Source organism: Hydrogenophaga intermedia, from assembly GCF_023715105.1.
In the GTDB taxonomy this organism is placed as follows: domain Bacteria; phylum Pseudomonadota; class Gammaproteobacteria; order Burkholderiales; family Burkholderiaceae_C; genus Hydrogenophaga; species Hydrogenophaga intermedia_A.
The window spans coordinates 101231-126318 of record NZ_JAMBNO010000007.1; the positions used below are offsets into that span (position 1 = coordinate 101231).

Annotated in this window: 23 protein-coding genes; 14 read left to right on the forward strand and 9 right to left on the reverse strand. The window is 65.0% G+C overall.

Annotated features, from left to right (window positions below; translation table 11 throughout):
• The first annotated feature begins 63 nt into the window (after positions 1-63).
• The 9 genes from M3149_RS08200 to M3149_RS08240 all read left to right on the forward strand — a co-directional run bounded on the left by M3149_RS08200 (position 64) and on the right by M3149_RS08240 (position 13035).
• Positions 64-831, forward strand: a complete 768-nt coding sequence (locus M3149_RS08200; RefSeq protein ID WP_251708818.1) for a methyltransferase domain-containing protein — start codon at positions 64-66, stop codon at positions 829-831.
• Positions 824-2896 (forward strand): alginate lyase family protein, encoded by a 2073-nt coding sequence (locus M3149_RS08205; protein ID WP_251708819.1) that lies wholly within the window; start codon positions 824-826, stop codon positions 2894-2896. Before M3149_RS08200 ends, M3149_RS08205 begins: the two co-directional genes overlap by 8 nt.
• Before the next feature lie 62 nt (positions 2897-2958).
• A complete protein-coding gene (locus M3149_RS08210; protein ID WP_251708820.1) occupies positions 2959-4158 on the forward strand; it encodes a lipopolysaccharide biosynthesis protein in 1200 nt (399 codons plus the stop codon).
• Entirely contained in the window at positions 4151-4987 is an 837-nt protein-coding gene (locus M3149_RS08215) for a class I SAM-dependent methyltransferase (protein ID WP_251708821.1), read from the forward strand. Before M3149_RS08210 ends, M3149_RS08215 begins: the two co-directional genes overlap by 8 nt.
• Positions 4984-6669, forward strand: a complete 1686-nt coding sequence (locus M3149_RS08220) for a glycosyltransferase (RefSeq protein ID WP_251708822.1) — start codon at positions 4984-4986, stop codon at positions 6667-6669. Before M3149_RS08215 ends, M3149_RS08220 begins: the two co-directional genes overlap by 4 nt.
• Positions 6666-8081, forward strand: coding sequence for a hypothetical protein (locus M3149_RS08225; protein WP_251708823.1), 1416 nt, complete (start codon positions 6666-6668; stop codon positions 8079-8081). Before M3149_RS08220 ends, M3149_RS08225 begins: the two co-directional genes overlap by 4 nt.
• On the forward strand, positions 8082-10217 hold the full coding sequence (locus M3149_RS08230) for a bi-domain-containing oxidoreductase (RefSeq protein WP_251708824.1): 2136 nt from the start codon (positions 8082-8084) through the stop codon (positions 10215-10217). It begins immediately after the preceding gene.
• Complete coding sequence (locus M3149_RS08235; RefSeq protein ID WP_251708825.1) at positions 10217-11851, forward strand: heparinase II/III family protein; 1635 nt, start codon at positions 10217-10219, stop codon at positions 11849-11851. The genes M3149_RS08230 and M3149_RS08235 overlap by 1 nt, the downstream gene beginning before the upstream one ends.
• Positions 11848-13035 (forward strand): glycosyltransferase family 4 protein, encoded by a 1188-nt coding sequence (locus tag M3149_RS08240; RefSeq protein ID WP_251708826.1) that lies wholly within the window; start codon positions 11848-11850, stop codon positions 13033-13035. The genes M3149_RS08235 and M3149_RS08240 overlap by 4 nt, the downstream gene beginning before the upstream one ends.
• A 103-nt stretch (positions 13036-13138) precedes the next feature.
• Here the strand turns inward: M3149_RS08240 and rfbC are convergent, their stop codons facing one another.
• From rfbC to M3149_RS08285, 9 genes are read right to left on the reverse strand one after another with little or no spacing between them, the layout of a single operon-like run.
• Entirely contained in the window at positions 13139-13702 is a 564-nt protein-coding gene (gene rfbC, locus M3149_RS08245; protein WP_251708827.1) for a dTDP-4-dehydrorhamnose 3,5-epimerase, read from the reverse strand.
• Positions 13699-14604: a glucose-1-phosphate thymidylyltransferase RfbA gene (gene rfbA / locus M3149_RS08250; RefSeq protein WP_251708828.1), complete on the reverse strand. Its 906-nt coding sequence runs from the start codon at positions 14602-14604 to the stop codon at positions 13699-13701. Before rfbA ends, rfbC begins: the two co-directional genes overlap by 4 nt.
• On the reverse strand, positions 14601-15497 hold the full coding sequence (rfbD, locus tag M3149_RS08255; RefSeq protein WP_251708829.1) for a dTDP-4-dehydrorhamnose reductase: 897 nt from the start codon (positions 15495-15497) through the stop codon (positions 14601-14603). Before rfbD ends, rfbA begins: the two co-directional genes overlap by 4 nt.
• On the reverse strand, positions 15494-16558 hold the full coding sequence (gene rfbB, locus M3149_RS08260; protein WP_251708830.1) for a dTDP-glucose 4,6-dehydratase: 1065 nt from the start codon (positions 16556-16558) through the stop codon (positions 15494-15496). Before rfbB ends, rfbD begins: the two co-directional genes overlap by 4 nt.
• 54 nt (positions 16559-16612) lie before the next feature.
• Complete coding sequence (locus M3149_RS08265; RefSeq protein WP_251708831.1) at positions 16613-16819, reverse strand: zinc-finger domain-containing protein; 207 nt, start codon at positions 16817-16819, stop codon at positions 16613-16615.
• 2 nt (positions 16820-16821) lie between these two features.
• Positions 16822-17760 carry a branched-chain amino acid transaminase gene (locus M3149_RS08270; protein WP_251708832.1) on the reverse strand — a complete coding sequence of 313 codons (939 nt, stop codon included), beginning with the start codon at positions 17758-17760 and terminating at the stop codon, positions 16822-16824.
• A 44-nt stretch (positions 17761-17804) separates the two neighbouring features.
• The gene (locus M3149_RS08275; RefSeq protein WP_251708833.1) at positions 17805-18221 is read right to left on the reverse strand and encodes a glycerate kinase; all 417 of its coding nucleotides are present in this window, start codon (positions 18219-18221) and stop codon (positions 17805-17807) included.
• Between the two features lie 13 nt (positions 18222-18234).
• Positions 18235-19614 carry a DNA repair protein RadA gene (gene radA / locus M3149_RS08280; RefSeq protein ID WP_251708834.1) on the reverse strand — a complete coding sequence of 460 codons (1380 nt, stop codon included), beginning with the start codon at positions 19612-19614 and terminating at the stop codon, positions 18235-18237.
• Positions 19615-19624: 10 nt separating this feature from the next.
• Entirely contained in the window at positions 19625-20671 is a 1047-nt protein-coding gene (locus M3149_RS08285) for an NAD(P)H-dependent flavin oxidoreductase (RefSeq protein WP_251708835.1), read from the reverse strand.
• A gap of 91 nt (positions 20672-20762) precedes the next feature.
• Between M3149_RS08285 and hpaR the strand changes: the two genes are divergently transcribed.
• Genes hpaR through hpaD form a run of 5 tightly spaced genes read left to right on the forward strand, consistent with a single transcriptional unit; the run spans position 20763 to position 25079 of the window.
• A complete protein-coding gene (hpaR, locus tag M3149_RS08290) occupies positions 20763-21236 on the forward strand; it encodes a homoprotocatechuate degradation operon regulator HpaR (RefSeq protein ID WP_251708836.1) in 474 nt (157 codons plus the stop codon).
• Complete coding sequence (locus M3149_RS08295; protein WP_251708837.1) at positions 21233-21886, forward strand: fumarylacetoacetate hydrolase family protein; 654 nt, start codon at positions 21233-21235, stop codon at positions 21884-21886. The genes hpaR and M3149_RS08295 overlap by 4 nt, the downstream gene beginning before the upstream one ends.
• Complete coding sequence (locus tag M3149_RS08300; RefSeq protein WP_251708838.1) at positions 21883-22647, forward strand: fumarylacetoacetate hydrolase family protein; 765 nt, start codon at positions 21883-21885, stop codon at positions 22645-22647. Before M3149_RS08295 ends, M3149_RS08300 begins: the two co-directional genes overlap by 4 nt.
• 7 nt (positions 22648-22654) lie before the next feature.
• A complete protein-coding gene (gene hpaE, locus M3149_RS08305; RefSeq protein WP_251708839.1) occupies positions 22655-24127 on the forward strand; it encodes a 5-carboxymethyl-2-hydroxymuconate semialdehyde dehydrogenase in 1473 nt (490 codons plus the stop codon).
• Between the two features lie 28 nt (positions 24128-24155).
• Positions 24156-25079, forward strand: a complete 924-nt coding sequence (gene hpaD / locus M3149_RS08310; protein WP_251708840.1) for a 3,4-dihydroxyphenylacetate 2,3-dioxygenase — start codon at positions 24156-24158, stop codon at positions 25077-25079.
• Positions 25080-25088: the final 9 nt, after the last annotated feature.

Genomic DNA, 25088 nt, shown 5'->3' on the forward strand with positions numbered 1-25088 from the left:
TCGAGGTTTCGACAAATCTACCTCCGGAGTGCCGAGGACGTACTCTCCTTCTGGACCGAATCCATGCAGAAGGAGATCTCAAAGCACAATTTCGGATGGTATTCGACAGACTTTCGAGAGTATCTTAGACAATCTGAAGTTCGCTATTGGATTGCCCTGAGTTCAATAGAGAAAACGGGGCAACTGCGTTCGCTGTGCGACGTGGGTGGATTCTTTGGTGCATTCCCTCTAGCCTTGCGTCGCATGGGAGTCGAAGTTGCAATGACAGAGGCGCTGGGTTACTACAGCGACTCTTTCTCGCCACTGTTTTCTTATCTACGTGGACAGGGCGTGGAGATCATCGATCACGATCCGTTTGAAGCAAACTGGCACCTTTCCAAGCAGTTCGATGTGGTGAGTGCGATGGCGGTACTCGAGCACTATCCCCATTCGCCTAGGAGATTCCTCGATCATCTGGGTTCAATGATTGGCCCGATGGGGCGCCTTTACATTGAGGTGCCTAACATCGCCTATTGGCCCAAAAGACTTGCTCTGTTGCGTGGTCGGTCGCCGCTGGCTTCCATTGAGGATGTCTACCTGTCGGCGGTCCCATTCATCGGACATCACCGTGAGCTCACGATAGACGAGTTTCATCGACTTGCGAAGTTGGCCAATTTGACCGTACTGCATTCAGAACACTACAACTATTCTTTTGTTGGCCCGTGGATCAAGCGTTTCATCTCCGATCCCGTGCTCACCCTTATGTCGCATCGTCCGGCGATGCGAGAGTGTCTGTCGGTTGTTCTCGGTCTGACGGCTCGCCATTCTCTCCAAAACGAGTCACATGGCTGATCTGATTGGAAAGCTTCGCCGTGGCTTGAAAAAGCCACCGCGCGTAATCGTCGCGCGGATCTTCGCCATGTTGCGCACACAGACAGAGCGGGTGCGATTGCCTGCACGGCGGCGTCTGTCGGTATCCGGGCTCCTTCGGGAGCTCGAGGCTGACTCGATCGATGTGTTGTGGGCAAGGCTGGCTGCACGCCCGTTCCCTGCTCATGTTGGCCCGGCGGATGCCCTGGTACTAGACGAGCTCTGTGGTCCCGGCGAACGAGCCAACTTGCTTGTTAGAGCCGAGTCAGCGCTTGCCCATGAGGTCGACCTGCTGGGCTCGGGCCGCACAACCCTCGGCGACACCATTGACTGGCACACGGATTTCAAGACCGGTTTCTCGTGGCCACCGAGGTATTTCGCTGATATCGACTACAACAACCCTGGACGCCCAAGCGATGTGAAGTTGCCCTGGGAGTTGTCGAGGCTGCAGTGGCTCGTGCCTGTTGGGCAGGCCTGGCTTTTCAACCGAGACGAGCGCTATGCGGATGGCGCCAAGCGCATCCTCGAGCAGTGGATCGAGGCCAACCCCTGCGGCGGTTCGGTCAATTGGGCGTGCACGATGGAGGCCGCCCTTCGGGTGTTCACATGGACTTGGCTGTTCCATGTCTTTTCCGATGCTCCGAGCTGGCGTGAACCCGGCTTCCGCTTTCGATTTCTACGATCGCTATATCTGCATGTAGAGTTCACCGACCGCCACATCGAACGGTCGGATATCAACGGCAACCACTTCACTGCCGATGCCGCCGCCTTGGTGCTCGGCGGACTCTTCTTCGGCGATGGCGCTGGCCCGCAGCGTTGGCAACATGAAGGTTGGCGCATCCTTTGCGAGGAGATGCCCCGTCAGGTCTACGAAGACGGCGTAGATTTTGAAGCCTCTGTGCCGTACCACCGACTGGTGGCCGAGTTGTTCTTGTGGCCTGCCATGCATCGGTCCTTCCAGGGACTGGAAGTAGACAGCGCCTACCGCGAACGACTGTTCTCGATGGCGAAGTTCACCAAGGCCTACATCAAGCCGAACGGCCTGGCGCCATTGTGGGGAGACGCCGACGATGCGCGGGCATTGCCATTCGGCATGCAGGCCATCAACGACCATCGCTACCTCCCTGCCCTCATTGGTACCTACCTCGGGCGCTTGGACGAGCTAGCCGGCGCCAGCGACGGACTTGGCGAGGTTTTCTGGGTGTTCGGGCCCGAAGCAATCCGCCGTTGGCGGCAGAAGGAGGCGTCCCCCGCACGGTCAGTGGCGTTTGAAGACGGCGGCTTCTACGTGCTACGCAGCTCAGTGGACCATGTCTTCATCGACGCCGGCCCATTGGGCTTGGCGGGCAGGGGAGGGCATGGCCACAACGACTGCCTTTCATTCGAGGCAGTCCTTGACGGTGTTCCGCTCGTCTCGGATTGTGGCGCGTACCTCTACACCGCTTCGTATGAAGAGCGCAACCGCTTCCGCTCGACCGATTTGCACAATACGCCAAGGGTGGACGGTCAGGAAATCAACCGATTCATCCGGCCGGACTATCTCTGGAATCTCCACAACGATGCAGTGCCTCGGGCTCTGGCCTGGCACGATGACAACGCCCGCGCGGGTTTCGCAGCCGAACATTCTGGGTATCAGCGCCTGCAAGGCCAAGTCACACCGCGCCGCACTTGGTATCTGGACAAGGCGCGGCACGCACTTCTGGTGCACGATCGCATCCTGGGCGACGGGTCACATCGTATTGAAGTCCCATTGCACCTTGCGCCAGGTGTCAGAGTTGACAGTACGGCCGACGGAAGCATCGCGCTCGTTGCAGAGGGCCGACGGTTCCACGTTGAATGGCGTGCCGTCAGCGCGACCTTCGATGTTGTGATCGAGCCTGCTCGCGTTTCACCGTCCTACGGAAAGGTCGCGGAAACCGTACGTCTCGTCTGGCGTGCACGGGCGGAGCTGCCATGCGAATTGATGATGGTGCTATCGCCAGGGTCCGTGCGAATTGAAGTTGAGAGCATGGCTGTACTAGCGTCAAACTCTCTGGTGTTGCAGTGACACCACGGAGGCAGTTCGCATTCACAGAAGAGTTGGCGGTCAGGATCCGCTGAATCCATGCTATGAGTCAGACAGCGCTCACCCTGGCGGTCCGCTTGATGGCAATTGCCACAGGACTCTTGTCCAGTATTGCCACTGCTCGCTACCTGGGGCCAGAAGGCCGCGGCTTGTTCTTTTTCTGGTCGACGGTGGCCGCGCTCGTCGTGCAGTTCGGCAATCTCGGGCTGCACGCGAGCAACATCTATCTGCACGCGCGCCAATCGATCGACTTGGCTGTTCTGGGGGCCAACTCGCTCGTGGCCGCCATATACGCAGGCGCGCTGATCACCGGCATGGTGCTGTCGGTCATGGCCGTCACTGGGTACGCCGAGGCATCCAACCCGTTGCTGGTGGTGTCGGTGTTGCTGCTGTCCGTAGGTGGCCTGTACTCCCAACTGGGCACGAATCTGTTCGTGGCGATGGATCGTCTCATCGAGTTCAACGTTTTGGAGATCGCCACCAGGCTTCTCGCCTTCATGACCCTTGTGGTCGTGTTGCTATTCGTTCCGGACCCTTTGGTGCTGCTTGCAGCGGTAGGCGTCGCCACTGCCTTGGGTGCCGGGGTGGTGGGCTGGCGGTTCGTTCGCAAGGTAGGGTTCAGTGCGCCAGATCTTGATGTCTTCCGGCAGGGGTTGCCGTATGGAATGCGGGCCTATTTGATCGCTTGCCTTGCGATGCTGGTGTCTCGCTTGAACGCCTTCCTTCTGGAGCCTGCCCTGACAGCCGCTGAGTACGGAGCGTGGTCGATTGCGGCGCAGATGTTCGATGTTTTTGCCGTGGTTCCCGCGTCTATCGCGCTTGTGCTCCTGCCCAAGATGATGCGGTCACAAAGCCCGGCGGCGATGTTGCGCGCCAATGCGCTGGCGTCCGGAGGAGTCATGCTGGTGATGATTGCTTGCTTTGCTGCGGTCGGTGATCACCTCATTGCCTGGCTGTACGGGGAAGCGTTTGTTCCAGCCTATGGCTACCTCTTGTGGGGTGCGCCGGGCCTGATGGCTTTGGCGGTGATCACAATCCTGTCCCAGTATCTGGCGACCGTGGGCCTTCCGCGTCTGTTGATGGTGTTGTGGGTGGTCGTGGCCCTTGTGCACGGGCTCGCGGCGCCGGCTGTCATACCCACCTACGGCGCAGCGGGAGCCATGGCAAGCTTGTCCATCGCCTACTTGGTAGGGCTGGTCCTGATGTTGTGGCTGGTGGCGCTATTGAAAGGAAAGCATGCTTGACGAGGAAGCCCGGCGAGGGGCTCAGAAGCAATGGAATGCACGCGCCTGTGGCGAGCTGCCTGGTGACAAGCAGTCGGTGGCGTACTTTGATGCGGTGGCGCGCGACCGTTACCAGCAGCAGCCCTGGATGCACGAGTACTTCCGCTATGAACGGTTTGCGGGCAAGCATGTGCTCGAGATTGGCATTGGCCAGGGAACGGACATGATGCAGTTTGCGCAGGTCGGCGCAATCTGTCATGGGGTGGACATCACGGAGAACCACCTCAAGCTCACGGCGCTGAATGCGACGCTGCGGGGTGTGGAGGTGGATCTGCACGAGGCCGATGCGACGCGGCTGCCGTTTGCCGACAACTCGATCGACTGCGTATATTCGTTCGGGGTGCTGCACCACATACCCGAGATCGATCAGGTGGTGCGCGAGATCCACCGCGTGCTCAAGCCGGGCGGGCAGGTGATGATCGCGCTTTACTACAAGTGGTCGGCTTTCCATTTGTTCTGGAAACTGCTGGCCAATGGGCTGCGCAACGGCTGGTTGTTCACGAAGGGCTACGCTGGCCTGCTGGCAACCATTGAAGAAGGAGCGGATGGCGTGAAAGTGAAGCCCTATGTTCGTCTTTACAGCAAGGCCACGGTTCGCTCGCTGATGAAGGCGTTCCGGACTGCAGACGTTTCCGTACATCAACCGCACGAGGGGCACTTCTGGCCAGCCGTTCTTGGACGGATGGTGCGCAGGCGACTTCACTGGCTTGAGCCACGAATGGGCTGGTACGTAACTTATCAGGGATTCAAGCCGAGCGCCGCGACTGGCAACAGCGGAGGCAATACGTGACGCAACCCCTGATACTCACCGCCTATCCCCTGTCCGCGTCGTTCAGCCGTTCACTTATTGGATCGTTCGGCGGACGTGGATCGGTGCAAACAATTGCTCAACTGCGCGAGTCACGCGGGGCCGGCTTTGTTCTGAAGCTCTGGCAGTTGCGAGGTGACCCGGTCATCCTGCCGATCGAAGAGGACAACAGCGCTGCATTGCTCCCGGTCCTGAAGTTACTGGCCGCATGCACCCGATCTGCCTCGATCTGCGTTGTTCGGCCGGACCTGAGCCGGGAAACGGTGACTCGCTGGCAGATCGCGCTTGACGCCCTGCGCTTCGCAGGTGCCAGTGTGGCGTGTCATTGGGCCGCACTGCGCGCCAAACGAGAGCTCAAGGCACTGCTGGCCGCTGCACGCGTGGCACCTCGGGCCCTGCATTCCCAGGGTCGCGTGCTGTACCTGAAAACAAACCTCTGGTTCGGTATCAAGGCGGGTGGCTCCGTGGGCCACATTGCTGGCGTGGTGAACGGGCTTCAACGCGCCGGACATCCGGTCAGTTTTGCGTCGGCTGAGCCGCCCGTGATGATCGACGAAGGCGTGCAGGTGCTGCCAGTTCAGCCGCCCACGGCATTCGGGCTGCCGTATGAGTTGAACAACTACCGCTTCCAGCAATGCTTCGACGAAGCGATGGCGAGTTCCTCGGTGGTGAAACTGGCGGGGATGGTCTATCAGCGCCTTTCCGCAGCGAACTACCTGGGCGTTGTGTTGTCCCGCCGCCACCGGCTGCCGTTGGTGGTGGAGTACAACGGTTCCGAGGTCTGGGTGGCCAAGAACTGGGGGCGCGGCATGAAGCACCATGCGCTGGCCGAAATGGCCGAGGAGGCGATGCTGCGGCATGCCCATCTAGTGGTCACCGTGTCGGATGTGCTCAGGAACGAGCTGCTGGCACGTGGGGTCGAGGCTGAACGCATCGTCACTTACCCGAATTGCATCGATCCTCAGGTGTTCGACCCGACCCGCTTCGATACAAACGCGGTCGCATCGCTGCGGGAGTCGCATGGCATTGCGAAAGACGCCCAGGTGGTTACCTTCGTTGGCACGTTCGGGCAATGGCATGGTGCCGAGAAGCTGGCTGAAGCCATCGCGCGCCTCTGGACATCTCGCGCCGATTGGGTCAAGTCCGCCCAGCTGAATTTCCTTTTTGTCGGAGACGGTCTCACCCGGCCTCGGGTGGAGCAGATCATTGCCGAAGCGGGCGCCGGACCGGCGTGCACGTTTGCGGGTCTTGTGCCCCAGGCCGACGCACCGCGCTATTTGGCCGCTTCCGACATTCTTGTGTCGCCGCATGTACCCAATGCCGATGGAAGCCGGTTCTTCGGTTCGCCCACAAAGCTGTTCGAGTACATGGCCATGGGAAAGCCCATCCTGGCGTCGGATCTTGAGCAGATAGGTGAAGTGCTCTCGCCCGCCGCGCGGTTGGCGGTGGCTGGCGATAGCCCGCAGGTGCCGCCTGAGGCCCGTGCGCTGCTGGTCCGCCCCGGGGATGTCGACGAGATCATTCGGGGGCTCGAACACCTTGTGGAGCAACCCGCGCTGCGCGAGCGCCTGGCCCGGAACGCCCGCGCGGCGGCGCTTGCCCATTTCACGTGGGACACCCACGTGCGCCACATTCTTGACGGCCTTGAGCGCGTTGCCCCATGACAACGCAGCAGAGCCGGATACTGACTGGGTTCTCGGGGTGGCCCCTGTGGGTGTTCCTGGCAGTGTATGGCGTCACTTGTGTTGCCGCCGCCATTCCGCTGGCGTTCGAGTACCAACCGCTCAGGATCCTGGTGGGTTACTTCGCCGGGCTGGGCATACCAGCAGGATTCGACCCACGAACAGCAACAGTCTTCTGGGCGCTGTTGCTGGTGGCGCCCCTGTGCATGGCCCTCGGGTACCAGTTTGGGCTTTGGGCAAGTCGGGGCAAGTTCAACCAGCCGCCCACGCCCCTACTCTCTCACGAACCGGGATTTTGGGCTGGTGGGTTGGCTTTCCTGGCTTCTGCAGTCTGGGCCTTCTGGACCTTGACCAATGCGGGAGCATTCGAGCAGCTTGGCAACTGGTGGGACTATGGCGCCTGGGTGACGGTCCGGTGGGCGCTGTTCGAGAGTCTCGGCTTCTTCGAGTTCACCAATCTGTATGTCTGGCTGCCCTTGTCGTGTGCGTGGGTCGTCATATCGACATGGGCGCGCGGAGGGCGCGTGCGTTGGGCTGGGATGCTGGCGATTCTCGTGACCTGTGGTTTCGCATTGGTGCTGTTCCAGAAGAAGGCCTTGATGGTGACATTACTTCTGGTCCTGTTCGCGGGATGCCTGTATGCCCGCCGCCGCGGCGTTCACGGGAGCGTGCTGCGGCGATGGGGTTGCTGGGCATTGACAGTATTGACTGTGGTGTACCTGACCATGGTTGTGGTCCCAGTCTGGAATGATGCCAGTACCAAACTGGAACAGGACGATTCCAGCACCAAGCTGGAGCAGAACGATCTCAGCACTTCTGTAGTGGTTAGTGGTGAAGTACTTTCAGCGCTTCTCGGCGACCGGCGCAGCGTTCACGTAGCAGCCTACGCACTGTTGTCGCCTTTCTCCCGCACTTCCATATCGGCGTTCTATTACACCGAGGTTTTTCCCCGGCGACGACCTTTCTATGGCCTTGATGTAGGGTTGGACGTGCTCGGGCTGGGCGGTATGCCCGATGACAACCTCGTGGTTTGGGATGCCATGTATCCACGAATGCGGGGCGGTTCGGCATCTGCCCCTTTTCAGTTTATCTTGTACAGCCAGGTCGGATTGGGTGGAGCATTGCTTGGCAGCGTTCTTTTAGGCGCACTGCTTGCGATTGCTTGGGTTTGCATTACGGCTCAGGGACTGTCGGCGGTAGCGAGTTCCGTCCTCGGGGCCTTGCTGCTGCTGTTTGCCGTGTTTCTCGCAATAGATTCACCGCGCAACAGCCTCATTTCGAGCTATGGATTGCTCTGGGGTGTGGCAATGGTGGGCGTCCTGTCGGTGCTCAGTTCAGTGTCGCGACGCTGCCCACCGCGAGCTGTTCCCTCAGCGCACATGGAAAGGTTGTAATTGCTGCAGATCCTTCAAAGCCTCAAGACCGGGAAGGTCGAACTCGCCGAGGTTCCTGCACCTGCCGTGGCACCAGGCTGTTTGCTTATCCGAACTTCGGTCAGCCTGATTTCGGCAGGGACCGAGCGGATGCTCATCGACTTCGGACGTGCCAACTGGCTCGACAAAGCACGCCAGCAACCCGACAAGGTTCGTCAGGTCCTGGACAAAGTTCGCACCGATGGCCTGCTGCCGACGGTAGCTGCGGTACGCAACAAGCTTGATCAACCACTGGCACTGGGATATTGCAACGTCGGCGAGGTGATCGCTGTGGGTGCGGGTGTTGCCGGATTTGCCGTCGGTGATCGCGTGGCCTCCAATGGCAAGCACGCCGAAATCGTGACCGTGCCGTCACTGCTGTGTGCTCGCATTCCAGATGGCGTTGGCGATGAGGAGGCCGCATTCACCGTCGTGGGTGCGATCGCTCTACAGGGCATTCGGTTGGCGCAACCCACATTGGGTGAGGCTTTTGTGGTCATGGGCCTGGGCCTGATAGGGTTGTTGACAGTGCAGCTTCTACTGGCCAACGGCTGTCGGGTGCTCGGTATCGATCCAGATCCGGGGAAGCTCTCGCGGGCGCGCGCGCTCGGCGCCGATACCGTCGATGTCGCCGCTGGAGAGGATCCCCTGGCTGCGGCCGCAATCTTCTCGCGGGACCGCGGCGTGGATGGAGTGCTGCTCACCCTGTCCACCGAAAGTGCGGAGCCCATGCACCAGGCTGCTCAGATGTGCCGTCAGCGTGGCCGAATCGTGCTCGTTGGGGTTACCGGTCTCGAGCTGTCGCGCGCCGACTTCTACGAAAAGGAGCTGAACTTTCAGGTGTCATGTTCGTACGGGCCTGGCCGCTACGACCCGGAATACGAGGACAAGGGTCACGACTACCCGTTTGGCTTCGTTCGTTGGACCGAGCAGCGTAATTTCGAGGCTGTGCTTGACATGATGGCTGGTGGACGTATCGCGCCGGCATCCCTGGTATCGCACCGCTTCGATCTCGCGCAGTGCGAGGAGGCCTACGAACTCATTGCGAGCCGGGCGGCTTCGCTGGGCGTCGTATTGCGCTATCCGAAAGAGGGGTTGGATGCACCGCGCGCTTCGCTCGTGCGCACGATCAGCTTGAGACCGGCGGCAGTGGACTCGGCGGCGCCTGTGATCGCCCTCGTGGGGGCGGGCAACTATGCAGGGCAGGTGCTGGCGCCTGCGCTAAGGGCCACTGGAGCTCGCTTGAAGTCCATCACATCGGCAGGTGGCGTAAGCAGCGTGCATGTGGGTCGCAAGCATGACTTCGAGGAGGCCGGGACCGACCTGACGTCTGTCTTGCAGGATGCGGAGATCGATGCCGTTGTGATCGCCACCCGCCACGGTGCCCATGCACGGCAAGTGTGTGCAGCGCTCCGTGCAGGCAAACATGTGTTCGTGGAAAAGCCACTGGCACTTACGCTGGCTGAACTGGCTGACATCGAGGTCGCATACGCGGCGGCTGAGCCGACTGGGCGTGTATTGACTGTCGGCTTCAATCGACGGTTCGCGCCTCAGGTACAACGCATGAAAGCGCTGCTGTCAACGATGAACGAGCCAGTAAGCTGCGTGGTGACTGTGAATGCAGGTCACATACCGGAGCAGCACTGGACTCAGGACGTAGATCAGGGTGGTGGTCGTATCGTGGGTGAAGCGTGTCACTTCATCGATCTACTGCGCTTCTTGGTGGGTCACCCGATCGAGGGCGTGCAGGCGGTCACCCTTGGCAAGGGCGCTGGACGGGGTGCAGGCGACACTGTCAGCGTCACACTGCGGTTCGTCGATGGATCGATCGGCGCAGTGCATTACTTCGCCAACGGCAGCAAGGCCTTCCCCAAAGAGCGTATCGAGGTCTTTTGCGGCGGCCGCATCCTGCAGATCGACAATTTCCGCCGCATGAGCGGCTGGGGCTGGCCGGGCTTCAAGCGCCTTAACCTGTGGCGCCAGGACAAGGGAACGCAGGCCTGCGTGCACGCCTTCCTGGACGCCGTGCGCCACGGCACGGGCCTGCCCATCCCCTGGGAGCAGATGCACGAGGTGGCGCGCGTGTCCATCGAAGTCGCCGAGGCCGCTCGCGCCTGATGTGGTCCACCTACTTCCATACGCTGCGCCACTTGCGCTGGGGTCAGATCACAGGCCGGCTGGCGCACCGACTGCACCGGCCGAAGCCGGACACGCGGCCCGCGCCGCCGGTGCGCGCCATGCTCCAGCCCTGGGTCGTTGGGTGCATTCGGCCGGCGTCGCTGCTCGGGCCGCAAGAGGCCTGCTTCCTGAATGAGCGCCGGACACTGAGTTTTCCCACCGCCTGGAACGACCCGGCTGTTCCCAAGCTGTGGCTTTACAACCTGCATTATTTCGAGGGCTTGCAGGCGCCGCCGCCCGACGCGGCGCAGAGCGAGCTGCGGCGCACCTGGGTGCGGCGCTGGATCGACGAGAACCCGCCTGGGGAGGGTAACGGCTGGGAACCGTATCCGCTTTCGCTGCGTATCGTGAGCTGGATCAAGTGGATCCTTGCAGGCGAGCCCGCTGACCCCGTGGTGGTGCAGAGTCTCGCGGTGCAGGTGCGCTTTTTGCGCCAGCGGCTGGAGGTTCATCTGCTCGGTAACCACCTGTTCGAGAACGCCAGGGCGCTGGTGTTTGCGGGGCACTTCTTCGATGGTGAGGAGGCCGCCGCCTGGCGCCGGCATGGCGAGACCATAATGCGAGAGCAGTTGCAAGAGCAGTTGCTCGCGGATGGTGGCCATTTTGAGCGCAGCCCGATGTACCACGCCTTGTTGCTGGAGGGCTTGCTCGATTTGCACAACGTGCACCGAACTTTCGACACGCTCATACCATCGCCGTGGATCGAGTCAGCGCGTGAAATGCTAGGTTGGTTACCGCGCATGTGCCACGGCGATGACGGCATCGCCTTCTTCAACGACGCGGCCTTCGGCATCGCCGCGGAGTGGCCCGCGCTGAATGCTTATGCTCGGCGTCTGGGCTTGCACATGCATCACGCCGCCCTGCCCGATGCTTGGCTGGGGGAGAGCGGCTATGCACGCTTGCGCAGTGGCCCGCTTCTGGTGTTGGCAGATGCCGCACCCGTCGGACCCGACTACCTTCCGGGGCATGCGCATGCCGACACCCTGAGCTTCGAATGCTCGGTCGGCGCGCAACGCCTGTTCGTCAACAGCGGCACCTCGACCTACGAGATCGGCGAGCTGCGCCAACGTCAGCGTGGCACCCCCGCGCACAACACGCTCGTCATCGATGGTGCCGACTCGTCTGAGGTGTGGGCTGGCTTCCGGGTCGCGCGCCGGGCGCGCGTGCGCGTGCTGGAACGGCCGCGCGAAGGCCAGCCCGTGCTCGCGGCCAGCCACGATGGCTACCGCCGACTCGCGGGCGCACCCGTGCACCAGAGGCGCTGGCAACTGCGCGAGGGGCGCCTCGAGTTGCACGACGAGGTGCAGGGCGGTGGCGAGCACCTTGTCGAGTGCTTCCTTCACCTGCATCCCGAGGTGCAGGCCGGACCGATCGAGCACGGCCGCTTGCACCTGAGCGCACCGGACGGCACCTCGCTCGCGCGCGTCACGCTCGACCCAGCCTTCGAATGGGTGCTGCGCGAAGGAGAGTGGTACCCGGCCTTCGGGGTCTCGGTGCGCAACCAGCACCTGCACGGCCGGTGGCGCGGCCCCTTGCCGCTGCGCTGCCTCACCACGATCGACACAGGGGCGTGAGCGTGCGCATCTTGTTGCTGAGCTTCTACTTTCCGCCCGATGTGGGGCCGGGTGCCTTTCGCTCCAGCGCCTGGGTCGATGCCTTACAGGCGCGCCTGTCGCCCACGGACCGAATCGACGTGCTCAGCACCCAGCCCAACCGCTACGCGAGCCTGCGACAGAGCGCGCCGGGCGACGAAAAGCGTGGCATCGCACGCATCGTCCGCATCCCCTTGCCGGCGCACCGCAGCGGCTTCGTCGACCAATCCAGAGCCTTCGGCGCATATGCCCGTGCGATGCTGCGGCACCTGCGGCAAGAGCCGCGCTACGACCTGGTCTGCGCCACCTCGTCGCGCCTCATGACAGCCTTCCTGGCAGCGCTGATCGCGCGGCGGCAGCGCGTGCCACTGTTTCTCGATATCCGCGACCTCTTCGTCGACACCATCCGCGATGTGCTGCCGCGCTGGGCAACGCCGCTGGTGCCGCTGTTCCGTGGCATCGAGCGCTTCACCTTCCGACAGGCCGATCACCTCAATGTGGTGTCGGGTGGTTTCGTCGACTACGTGCGGCGCATCCGCGGCGATCGGCCCATGTCGGTCGTGACCAATGGCGTGGACGATCTCTTCCTTGAGCGCTCCTTCGCGGTCCGGCGAGCCGCCGACGGGCGTCGCCGCGTACTCTACGCAGGCAACGTGGGCGCGGGCCAAGGCCTGCACCGCGTGCTGCCCGCGCTCGCGCGCCGCACGCTGGACACGCACGACTACCGCGTGATCGGCGACGGCGGGCAGATCGGCCTGTTGCGCGAGGCCGTGACCGGCCTGCCCAATGTGAGCCTGGTGCCTCCGATGGGCCGCGATGCACTGCTCGACGAATACCGGGACGCCGACGTGCTGTTCCTGCACCTCAACGACCTGCCGGCCTTCGACAAGGTGCTGCCGTCCAAACTCTTCGAGTACCTGGCGACGGGCAAGCCCGTGCTGGCGGGGGTCGCGGGGCACGCGGCGGCGTATCTTGCCTCTCAGCCAGGCGTACGGGTGTTCTCGCCGACTTCGGCGGACGGCGCCTTCCAGGGGCTCCTGGCGTTGGACGGCACGGCGTACGAGCGACTCGACTTTGTGACGCGGCACCAGCGGTCCGCCCAGATGGACGAGTTGGCGCGGCTCAGCCTCGGTCTGGTGGATTCGGTCGTAGGGCGCGCGCCTTGAGGCTGCTACGCCGAGGCACGCGCTGGCTGGAGGTCTTGCCGGTCGTCGCCGTTCTGCTGGGCGCGTTGGTCCATGGCCAGCACCGGGGAGTAAATGGCACTTCTCAGCCGATGCCGTCAAGAGCCTGCTGAAGTGTCGGTGCGGTCGAGTCCTTAACCGAAAGCTGGCGCTTCGGCGTGTCAGGCCAGCCAATCGCCAGGGTCGGATCGTTCCACACGATCCCGCGCTCTGCCACCGGCAGGTAATAGTCGGTCGTCTTGTAGATGAAATCCGCCGAATCGCTCGTCACCAGGAATCCGTGCGCCAACCCCGGCGGAATCCAGAGTTGTTGGTGATTGTCTTCAGTCAGCTCCACCCCGACCCACCGACCGAACGTTGGCGACTCACGCCGGATGTCCACCGCCACGTCGAACACGCTCCCGCGCACCACACGGACAAGCTTGCCTTGTTCATGGGGCGGCAGTTGGTAGTGCAAGCCCCTCAGGACGCCCTTGGCCGAGCGCGAGTGGTTGTCTTGCACAAACTGCACGTCAAGGCCCGTGGCCTCGTTGAACGCGCGCTGGTTGAAGCTTTCAAGGAAGAAACCACGTTCGTCGCCGAACACCCGGGGCTCGAGGATGAGCACGCCGGGGATGGCGGTGGGCGTGACCTTGAGGTTGCCGCTCATGCGCTGGCACCGCCGAACACGCGGTCCTTCAACAACCGCAAAAGGTACTGCCCATACCCGTTCTTTTTCAACGGCTCCGCCAGCCGCTGCAGCTGCGTCGCGTCGATCCACCTATTGCGCCAGGCAATCTCTTCCGGGCAGGCGATCTTCAGCCCCTGGCGGTGCTCCAGCGTGGCAATGAACTGGCCGGCGTCGAGCAGGCTGTCGTGGGTGCCGGTGTCGAGCCAGGCGTAACCGCGCTGCAGGATCTGTACGTTGAGCTGGCCGCGCTCCAGGTAAGCCTGATTGACGGCAGTGATCTCGAGTTCGCCGCGCGCACTGGGCTTGACTGCCTTGGCGATGTCGACCACCTGCGCATCGTAGAAGTACAGGCCGGTCACGGCGTAGTTGCTCTTGGGCTGCGCGGGCTTCTCCTCGATGCTGGTGGCTTTGCCGGCCGCATCGAAGGCCACCACGCCGTAGCGCTCGGGGTCGGTCACGTGATAGGCGAACACGGTGGCGCCGCCCGGCTGCGCATCGGCGCGGTGCAGCACGCTCGCGAAGTCGTGGCCGTAGTAGATGTTGTCACCCAGCACCAGCGCGCTCGGGCTGTTGCCCACGAAGTCGGCGCCGATGATGAAGGCCTGGGCCAGGCCATCGGGGCTGGGCTGCACCGCGTACTGCAGGTTCATGCCCCAGGCGCTGCCGTCGCCCAGCAATTGCTGGAAGCGCGGCGTGTCCTGCGGTGTGCTGATGACCAGCACGTCGCGAATGCCCGCGAGCATCAGCGTGCTCAGCGGGTAATAGATCATGGGCTTGTCGTACACCGGCAGCAGTTGCTTGCTGATGGCCAGGGTGGCGGGGTGCAGGCGCGTGCCCGAACCGCCGGCGAGGACGATGCCTTTGCGTTGCGTGGTGCTCATGTTGGGGCGAGGAACTCCGTGAGCATACGACGCACGCCGGCCTGCCAAGGGGGCATCTGCAGACCAAAGGCGGTCTGCAGGCGGGCGGTGTCCAGGCGCGAGTTGAGCGGCCGGCGCGCCGGGGTGGGGTAGTCGGTGGTGGGGATGGGCTCGATGCGCTCGACACGCCAGGGCAGATCGGGGCGCAGGGCCTTCGCGGTGTGGATGGCGAAACCCGCGAGTCCGTGCCAGCTGGTTTCACCGGCCGCTGCCACGTGGTAGGTGCCCGCCAGGGCGGGCTGTGTTCGAACGGCGCGTAGGGCGTGTGCCGTCACGTCGGCCAGCAGCTCGGCGCCGGTGGGGGCGCCCACCTGATCGGCAATGACGCGCAACTCGGCACGCTCCTGCGCCAGCCGCAGCATGGTCTTGGGGAAGTTCTGGCCGCGCGCGCCGTAGACCCAGCTGGTGCGCAGGATCAGGTGGCGCGCGCCGCTCTCTCGCACGGCCTGCTCGCCGGCGAGCTTGGTCTCGCCGTAGACGCTGAGCGGGCCGGTGGGCGCGTCTTCCGTGCGGGCGTGCTGGCCGCTGCCGTCGAATACGTAGTCGGTGGAGTAGTGCACGACGAGCGCGCCACGGGCCGCAGCCACGCGCGCCAGCATGCCCGGCGCGGTGGCGTTGATCGTGTGGGCGAGTTCAGGCTCACTTTCAGCGCGGTCCACGGCCGTGTGGGCGGCGGCGTTCACGATCGCGTCGGGCGCCACGCGTTCGACCATTGCCGTCAATGCGTCGGGTTGTGCGAAGTCGGCCGGCTCGGGCGTGTTGTGGTCGAGCGCGATCAGCTCGCCCAGCGGCGCCAGGCTGCGTTGCAGCTCCCAGCCCACCTGGCCATGGGCGCCCAGCAGCAGGATTCTCACGCGCGGCCCTCGTACTGGGCGTTCACCCATTCACGATACGCCCCGCTCTGCACCTCCGCCACCCAATCCGCGTGGTCCAGGAACCACCGCACCGTTTTGCGGATGCCGGTGTCGAAGGTCTCGGCCGGCCGCCATCCCAACTCACGCTCAATCTTGCGCGCGTCGATCGCGTAACGGCGGTCGTGCCCCGGGCGGTCCTTCACGTGGGAGATCTGCACCGTGTAAGGCTGGCCGTCGGCGCGCGGGCGCAGTTCATCCAGCAGGGCGCAGATGGTGTGCACGATCTCGATGTTGGGCTGCTCGTTCCAGCCGCCCACGTTGTAGGTTTCGCCCACGCGTCCGGCCTCCAGCACGCGGCGGATGGCGCTGCAGTGGTCGCCCACATACAACCAGTCGCGCACCTGCATGCCGTCGCCGTACACCGGCAGTGGCTTGCCCGCCAGGGCGTTGACGATCATCAGCGGGATCAGCTTTTCAGGGAAGTGGTAGGGCCCGTAGTTGTTGCTGCAGTTGGTGGTGAGCACCGGCAACCCGTGCGTGTGGTGCCAGGCGCGCACCAGGTGGTCGCTGGCGGCCTTGCTGGCGCTGTAGGGGCTGTTGGGTTCGTAGGCGTGCTGCTCGGTGAAGGCTGGCGCGTCGGGCGTCAGGCTGCCGTACACCTCGTCGGTGCTCACGTGCAGGAAGCGGAACGCCGCGCGCTCGGCCTCGGGCAGGTCCAGCCAGTGACCGCGCACCGCCTCCAGCAGGCGGAAGGTACCCACGATGTTGGTCTGGATGAAATCTTCGGCGCCGTGGATGGAGCGGTCGACGTGGCTCTCGGCGGCGAAGTTGATGACCGCGCGCGGCCGGTGTTCGGCCAGCAGCCGCGCCACCAGGCCGGTGTCGCCGATGTCGCCTTGCACGAACACGTGGCGCGCGTCGCCGTCCAGGCTGCTGAGGTTGCGCCGGTTGCCCGCGTAGGTGAGTTTGTCGAGGTTGAGCACCGGCTCGTCGCTTTGCGCGAGCCAGTCCAGCACGAAATTGCTGCCAATGAAGCCGGCGCCGCCGGTGACCAGGATCATGTGTGTTCTCTCCCTGTGCGGTGCCGGGTCGTCACCGCCCATCATCCCGCGCCGTCAATACCCGTGGGCCACGTGCTCGCCCGCCGCGAGCTTGTACACCGTTCCGCAATACGGGCACTTGGCCTCGCCGGTGCGCGCCACGTCCAGGTAGACCTTGGGGTGGCTGTTCCACAGCTTCATGTCGGCCAGCGGGCTGGGGCAGTACACGCCACCGTGGGCGTTGAGGTCCTTGGCCTTGAGTTCGACGATGGCTTTGCTCATGGTCAGACCTTGGTGAGCCAATGCGCGTATTTCGGGTTGCGGCCGTTCACGATGTCGAAGAAAGCGCTCTGGATCTTCTCGGTGATCGGGCCGCGGCTGCCGGCGCCGATCTCGATGCGGTCGAGCTCGCGGATCGGCGTCACCTCGGCGGCGGTGCCGGTGAAGAAGGCCTCGTCGGCGATGTAGACCTCGTCGCGGGTGATGCGCTTTTGCACGATCTCCAAGCCCAGGTCCTTGGCGATGTGGAACACGGTGTTGCGCGTGATGCCGTTGAGGGCGCCGGCCGAGAGATCGGGCGTGTAGATGACGCCGCCCTTGATGACAAACAGGTTCTCGCCCGCGCCTTCGCTCACGAAGCCAGCGGTATCCAGCAGCAGGGCCTCGTCATAGCCTTCATCCGTGGCTTCCATGTTGGCCAGGATGCTGTTGGTGTAGTTGCTCACCGCCTTGGCCTGCGTCATGGTGATGTTGACGTGGTGGCGCGTGTAGCTGCTGGTCTTCACGCGGATGCCGCGCTTCAATCCCTCGTCGCCCAGGTAGGCGCCCCAGGCCCAGGCCGCAATGCTCAGGTGGATGGTGTTGCCCTTGGGGCTCACGCCCAGCTTCTTGTCGCCGATCCAGGTGAGGGGGCGGATGTAGCAGCTCTCGAGCTTGTTCTCGCGCACCACCTGCTTCTGGGCTTCGTTCACCTGTTCCTGAGTGAACGGGATCTTCATGCGCAGGATCTTCGCGCTGTTGAACAAGCGCTCGGTATGCTCCTGCAGACGGAAGATGGCGGTGCCGTTGACTGTGTTGTAGGCCCGCACGCCCTCGAAAGCCCCGCAGCCGTAGTGCAGGGTGTGCGTCAGCACGTGGATCCTGGCGTCGCGCCAGTCCACCAGCTGGCCGTCCATCCAGATCTTGCCGTCGCGGTCGGACATCGAGGGAGGGGTCGGGCTCATGGGCATCCTTGGGGTGTGGGAGTGTGTTCGGACAGCCGGCGATTTTACTTTGCGGAACCCGGCTCGCCGTCGGGCCCGGGGCGCTTGAGCCCCCAGTCCAGCAGCTTGCCTTGGGCAAAGCGCGCCTGCACGCTGGCGCCGCCCGGGTCCGTCCAGCGATAGATCTCGGGCTGCTCCCCTTCGGCCGAGACTTGTTCGCCCAGCGCGTGCGCCAGGCCCGTCACGCCCACCAGCGGCATGCCGGCCTGCAGCCGGGCGTTGAGCATGACCGCGCTGTCCACGTGCCCGATGGGGCGCTGCGCGGCGCGGCGCATGACCGCCATCAGCCGCGTGAAATGCAGCAGCAGCCACATCAGCAGGCCGCCCGCGACGGCGGCCACGCCGGGCCAGCCGTACTGCCGGTGGCCCCAGAACAGCAGGGCGGCGGCAACCAGCGCCACCAGAATGCGTTGCCAACTCATGCGGGCGGCCCTCTCAATCCAGGGTACGAACGAGCTGCAGCGCCTGCTCGATGCGCTCCACGCCGTGCACGGTCAGGCCCTCGAAGGCCTTGTCGTTCTTCTTCGGCAGGTTCGCTTTGGGCACCACCGCCACCGAGAAGCCCAGCTTGGCGGCCTCCTTCAGGCGCTCCTGCCCGCGCGGGGCCGGGCGAACCTCGCCCGCCAGGCCCACCTCACCGAAGGCGATGAAGCCCTTGGGCAGCGGCTTGCCGCGCAGGCTGCTGGTGATGGCCAGCATCACACCCAGGTCGGCCGCGGGCTCGCTGATGCGAACACCACCGACGGCGTTCACGAACACGTCCTGATCCATGCAGGCCACGCCGGCGTGGCGGTGCAGCACCGCCAGCAGCATGGCCAGGCGGTCGCGCTCCAGGCCCACGCTCAGCCGGCGCGGGCTCGGCCCGCCGCTGTCCACCAGGGCCTGCAGCTCCACCAGCAGCGGGCGCGTGCCCTCCAGCGTCACCATCACGCAACTGCCGGGCACCGGCTCGGCGTGTTGCGAGAGAAAGATCGCGCTCGGGTTGCTCACACCCTTGAGGCCCTTCTCCGTCATGGCGAACACGCCGATCTCGTTGACCGCGCCAAAGCGGTTCTTGATCGCGCGGATGAGCCGGTAGCTGCTGTGCGTGTCGCCTTCGAAATAGAGCACGGTGTCCACCATGTGCTCCAGCACGCGCGGGCCGGCGAGCGCGCCCTCTTTGGTGACGTGGCCCACCAGCACGATGGCCGTGCCGGAGGCCTTGGCCGCGCGCGTGAGGTGCGCTGCGCACTCGCGCACCTGCGCCACCGAGCCCGGCGCGCTGGTGAGCTGCTCGGAATACACGGTCTGGATCGAATCGATCACCGCGATCGCGGGCCGCACGCTGTCCAGCGTCGCCAGGATCTTCTCCAGCTGGATCTCGGCCAGCACCTGTACCTGTGAGCCTTCGATGCCGAGCCGGCGCGCGCGCAGCGCCACCTGGGCGCCGCTTTCCTCGCCGGTCACGTACAAGGCGTTGAGGCCGGCGCGTTGCAGGCTGTCCAGGGCCTGCAGCAGCAGGGTGGATTTGCCGATCCCCGGGTCGCCCCCGATCAGCACCACCCCGCCTTCGACGATGCCGCCGCCCAACACCCGGTCGAGTTCCTCGTGGCCGGTGGGCGTGCGCTGCACGTCGCTGGCCTCGATCTTGGCCAGCGGCATCACTTCGGCGGTCTTGGCCAGCGCCGCAAAACGGTTCTTCGCGGGCGCACCAGACCCCTCGGCCACGCCTTCCACCAGCGTGTTCCAGGCGTTGCAGTGCGGGCACTTGCCCAGCCAGCGCGGGCTGGTGCCGCCGCACTCGCTGCAGGTGAAGATCGTCTTGTCCTTGGCCATAGGGGCGCGACTATATCGGCCCGAACCCCTTGGCCAGTTCCTGTGTGATCGCTGCCGCGCCCGCCGCGCGGCAGCCGCTGGCGTTCTGCCCCGACCACAGCGGCGAGAAGTCCCCCTTGCCCTGCTTCTCCCAGTGCGCGCGCAGCGGCGCGATGGCCGCGGTGGCCAGCGGGAACGCCGGCGCGGCGTTTTGCAGGGCACCGAGTTCGCGCATCACCCGGTTCGGGATGCCGCGCGCCGGCCGGCCCGTGAACAGGGTGGTGAGCTGCGTGTGGCGCGAGGCCGGACTTCGCAGCGCCGCGCGGTGCAGGGCACTGGTGGTGGCCTCGTCGCTGCACAGGTAGGCCGTGCCCACCTGCACGCCGTCGGCGCCCAGTGCCATGGCCGCGCGCACGCCCGCGGCGTCGGCAATGCCGCCGGCTGCAATCACCGGCACGCGCAGCGCGGCCTTGATCTGCGGCAGCAGCGCGAAGGTGCCGGTCTGCAGCGTGAGGTCGTGGCTCAGGAAGTGCCCGCGGTGGCCACCGGCTTCCAGCCCCTGGGCGATCACCGCATCCGCGCCGTGCGCTTCAAGCCAGAGCGCTTCATCCACCGTGGTGGCCGAGCTCAATACCACCGCGCCCCAGGCCTTCACGCGCGCCAGCAGCGCGGGCGCTGGCAGGCCGAAGTGGAAGCTCACCACGCGCGGTTTGAAGGCTTCGAGCACATCCGCCGCCGCATCGCTGAACGGCAGACGCCCGGGGCCGGCAGGCACGGCGTTCACGTCCTGTCCGATCTCGGCGTAGTAAGGCGCCAGCGCGGTACGCCAGGTGGCCTCGCGCGCCCCGTCGGGCTGAGGCGGCGTGTGGCAGAAGAAGTTCACGTTGTACGGCCGCCCTGTGTCGGCCAGGCGCCGCAGTTCGCGCTGCATGGCCTCGGGCGCCAGCATGGCGCAGGGCAGCGAGCCCAGCGCCCCGGCGGCGCCCGCGGCGATCGCAAGGCCTGCGTCCTGCACGCCGGCCATCGGCGCTTGAATCAGGGGCCAGCGCGTGCCCAGTAGGGAGGTCAATCGGTTCATGCGGTGATTGTGGTGCGCCTGGCCTGCTGCGGGAAAACACCCACCCGGGGCAGGGTTGCCGATTTATTTAACTTATTAAATAATGTCCGGCATGCTCGGTACTGCCTTCGCCCACCGCAACCTGCCGCGCCTGCTGCTGCAGGCGCGCGAGGCCGTGATGCAGCACACCCGCCCCAGCTTGCGTGAGCACGGCCTGAGCGACCAGCAGTGGCGCGTGCTGCGCGTGCTCGGCGAGCATGCGCGCGAGCCGGGCGGCATCGAGACCGGGCGCATCGCGCGCGAGGCCTTTCTGCTCGGGCCCAGCCTCAGTGGTGTGCTCACGCGCATGGAGCGCGACGGCCTCATCACGCGCGAGCGCTGCAGCCAGGACGCAAGGCGAACCGTGGTGCGCGCCACGCCCGCGGGCCTGAAGCTGGTGCGCAAACTCTCCGCCACCATCGAGGCGCACTACGACTGGCTGGAGCAGCGCCTGAGCAAAGCGCGCCTGGCGCAGCTGTATGCCTTGCTCGACGAGGTGATCGCGCTCGAAGGCGGTGTCGACGAGATCGACGAGGAGGCCGCATGACCCTTCCGGGTTGGACCCCGTCGGGCACGGTCTACGGCACCCTGCTCAACTTCCGTGGCGAATGGGCGCAGTGGCAGCCGCGCATGAACGACAAACCGTACGCTGCGTCGCCGAAGGCGCCCGTGCTCTATGTCAAGACCGCCAACACCTTCGCGCCGCACGGCGCTGCGGTGGTGCTGCCCGAAGGCGGCACCCTGGAGGTCGCCGCGAGCCTGGGGTTGCTGATCGGCGCCGATGGCGCGCCGTCGCATGCGCTGCTCGCCAACGACATGAGCCTGGCGCACGACAGCTACTACCGACCGCCAATGAAGTTCCGCAACCGCGACGGCTTTCTCGGCCTGCCGCTGGAGCCCACGCCGCTGTCCGCAATCGGCGGCCTCCACGGCCTGACCGGGCTCGAGATCGAACTGCGCATCCACGGCGTGCACAAACAGACGACAGCGCTGCGCGATCTGGTTCGCGATATCCCCACCCTGCTGCGCGACGTGAGCGAATTCATGACCCTGCGGGAGGGCGACGTGTTGCTGGTGGGCAGCGAGGCCTTGCCCGATGGCACACGGCCGCGCGTGGTGGCTGGCGACGCGGTCGAGATCAGCGCGCCGGGGCTCAAACCCGCACTGCAGCGTTTCGAGCAAGAGGTGCCGGCATGAAGCACGCCCGCGTTGCCTGGGCCGGCGCGGTGCACGACGCCGTCGAAGCCGAGGGCCAGCTCGAATTGCTCACGCCTGCGTTCAAAGGCCGCCGCGTCGCTTTCGAAGACGTGGTCTGGCTGCCGCCGCTTGCCCCCGTACCCCGCGCCCGCACCGTGCTCGCACTTGGCCTGAACTATGCCGACCATGCGAAGGAGCTTGCTTTCAAGCCGCCCACCGAGCCATTGGCGTTTGCCAAGGGCGAGGCCTCGCTCATCGGCCACCGTGGTGCCACCGTGCGGCCCGCGGGGGTGCAGAACATGCACTACGAGTGCGAGCTCGCGGTCGTGATCGGCCGCACCGCGAAGCGCGTGAAGCGCGGCGACGCGCACGACTTCATCGCCGGCTACACCGTGGCCAACGACTACGCGGTGCGCGACTACCTGGAAAACTGGTACCGCCCCAACCTGCGCGTGAAGAACCGCGACACCGGTACGCCCATCGGCCCCTGGCGGGTCGACGCGGCGGATGTGCCCGACCCGATGAACCTCGCGCTGCAGACCACCGTGAACGGCACCGTCACGCAAGGGGGAAACACGCGCGACATGGTGTTCGACATCGCCACGCTCATCGAGTACTTCACGTCCTTCATGACCCTGCAGCCGGGCGACCTCATCCTCACCGGCACGCCCGACGGCGTGGTCGACTGCCAGCCCGGCGACGTGGTGATCACGTCCATCCAAGGCATCGGCGACCTGCACAACACCATCACCGCCGCGTGAACATCTCATGACCACGATCCAGCACCTCATCAACGGCAAGGCCGTCGCCAGCGCCGCGCGCTTCGCATCCACCAACCCCGCCACGCAGGAAACCCTGGCCGACGTGGCCGCCGGCGGCGAGGCCGAGGTGAACGCCGCCGTGCAGGCCGCGAAGAACGCCTTCCCGGCCTGGGCCGGCCGCCCCGCCACCGAGCGCGCGGCCATCGTGCGCAAGCTCGGCGAACTCATCGCGAAGCACGTGCCCGAAATCGCGCGCACCGAGACCGACGACACCGGCCAGACCATTTCGCAAACGGGCAAGCAACTCGTGCCGCGCGCGGCTGACAACTTCAGCTATTTCGCCGAGATGTGTGTGCGCGTGGACGGCCACACCTACCCCACGCCCACGCACCTGAACTACACCCTGTTCCACCCGGTGGGCGTGTGCGCGCTCATCAGCCCCTGGAACGTGCCCTTCATGACGGCCACCTGGAAGGTCGCGCCCTGCATCGCCTTCGGCAACACCGCGGTGCTCAAGATGAGCGAGCTCTCGCCCATGACCGCCGCGCGCCTGGGCGAGCTCGCGCTCGAAGCCGGCGTGCCACCCGGCGTGCTCAACGTCGTGCACGGCTTCGGCCGCGACGCGGGCGAGCCGCTGTGCGCCCACCCCGACGTGCGCGCCATCAGCTTCACCGGCTCCACCGCCACCGGCAACCGCATCGTGAAGACCGCGGGCCTGAAGAAGTTCAGCATGGAGCTCGGCGGCAAGAGCCCGTTCGTGGTATTCGACGACGCCGACCTCGACCGCGCGCTCGACGCCGCGGTGTTCATGATCTTCAGCAACAACGGCGAGCGCTGCACCGCGGGCAGCCGCATCCTGGTGCAGCAGAGCATCTACGCCGACTTTGCGCAGAAGTTCGCCGAGCGCGCAAAGAAGATCGTGGTGGGTGACCCGCAGGACGAAAAAACCATCATCGGCCCGATGATCTCGAAGGCCCATCTTGCGAAGGTGAAGGGCTACATCGAACTTGGACCGAAGGAGGGCGCCACCCTGCTGTGCGGCGGCCTTGACCGACCCTCTTACGCGCCCGAGCTGCCCGAGCGCGTGCGCCAGGGCAACTACGTCTGGCCCACGGTGTTCGCCGATGTCGACAACCGCATGAAGATCGCGCAGGAGGAAATCTTCGGCCCCGTGGCCTGCCTGATCCCGTTCAAGGACGAAGCCCACGCGATCGCGCTGGCCAACGACATTCAATATGGTCTTTCCAGCTACGTCTGGACGGAGAACATCGGCCGCGCACACCGCGTGGCCGCGGCCATCGAGGCCGGCATGTGCTTCGTGAACTCGCAGAACGTGCGCGACCTGCGCCAACCCTTCGGCGGCACGAAGGCCTCAGGCACCGGGCGCGAGGGCGGCACCTGGAGCCACGAGGTTTTTCTCGAACCCAAGAACGTGGCCGTCTCCCTGGGGTCGCACCACATTCCGCATTGGGGCGTCTGAGGCGTCCGCACCGCAGGAGGCAACGCACATGGGCAAGCTCGCACTGGTGGCCAAGATCACCCACGTTCCGTCCATCGTCCTGAGCGAGTTCGACGGCCCGCGCAAGGGCACACGGCAGGACGCCATTGACGGCCTCAAGGCCATCGGCCAGCGCTGCCGGGACCTGGGCGTCGACAGCGTCGTCATCTTCGACACCCACTGGCTCGTCAACGCCAGCTATCACATCAACTGCGCACCGCACTGGCAGGGCAACTACACCAGCAACGAGTTGCCGCACTTCATCAGCAACATGCCATATGCCCTCCCGGGCAACCCCGGCCTGGGCAAGCTGCTGGCCAGGGTGGCCAACAGCCTGGGGGTCGACACACTGGCGCACGATGCCACCACCCTGGCGCCCGAGTACGGAACCATCGTTCCCATGCGCTACATGAACGCCGATCAGCGCTTCAAGGTGGTGTCGGTGTCGGCCCTGTGCATGGCCCACTACCTCAACGACAGCGCGCGTCTGGGCTGGGCCTTTCGCCGCGCCATCGAAGACGAGTACGACGGTACCGTCGCCATCCTTGCGAGCGGCTCGCTCAGCCATCGCTTCGCGCAAAACGGCCTGGCGCCCGAGTACGCCTTCAAGCTCTGGAGCCCGTTCCTGGAAACCATGGACCACGAGGTGGTGCGCATGTGGCAGGCCGGTGAGTGGAAGGCCTTCTGCGAGATGCTGCCCGAGTACGCCGTGAAAGGGCACGGCGAAGGCTTCATGCACGACACCGCCATGATGCTGGGCGCGCTTGGCTGGAGCGAATACACCGGCCAGGGCGAGGTCATCACGCCGTACTTCGGCGCCTCTGGCACTGGGCAGATCAACATCGTGTTCCCGGTCACGCCCGTCACCGACAGCGCCATTCCCGCGCCACAGGCCTCGTCGGCGCAAGGCTTTCAGGCCGTCTCCCGTTTGTAGAGCAACCAA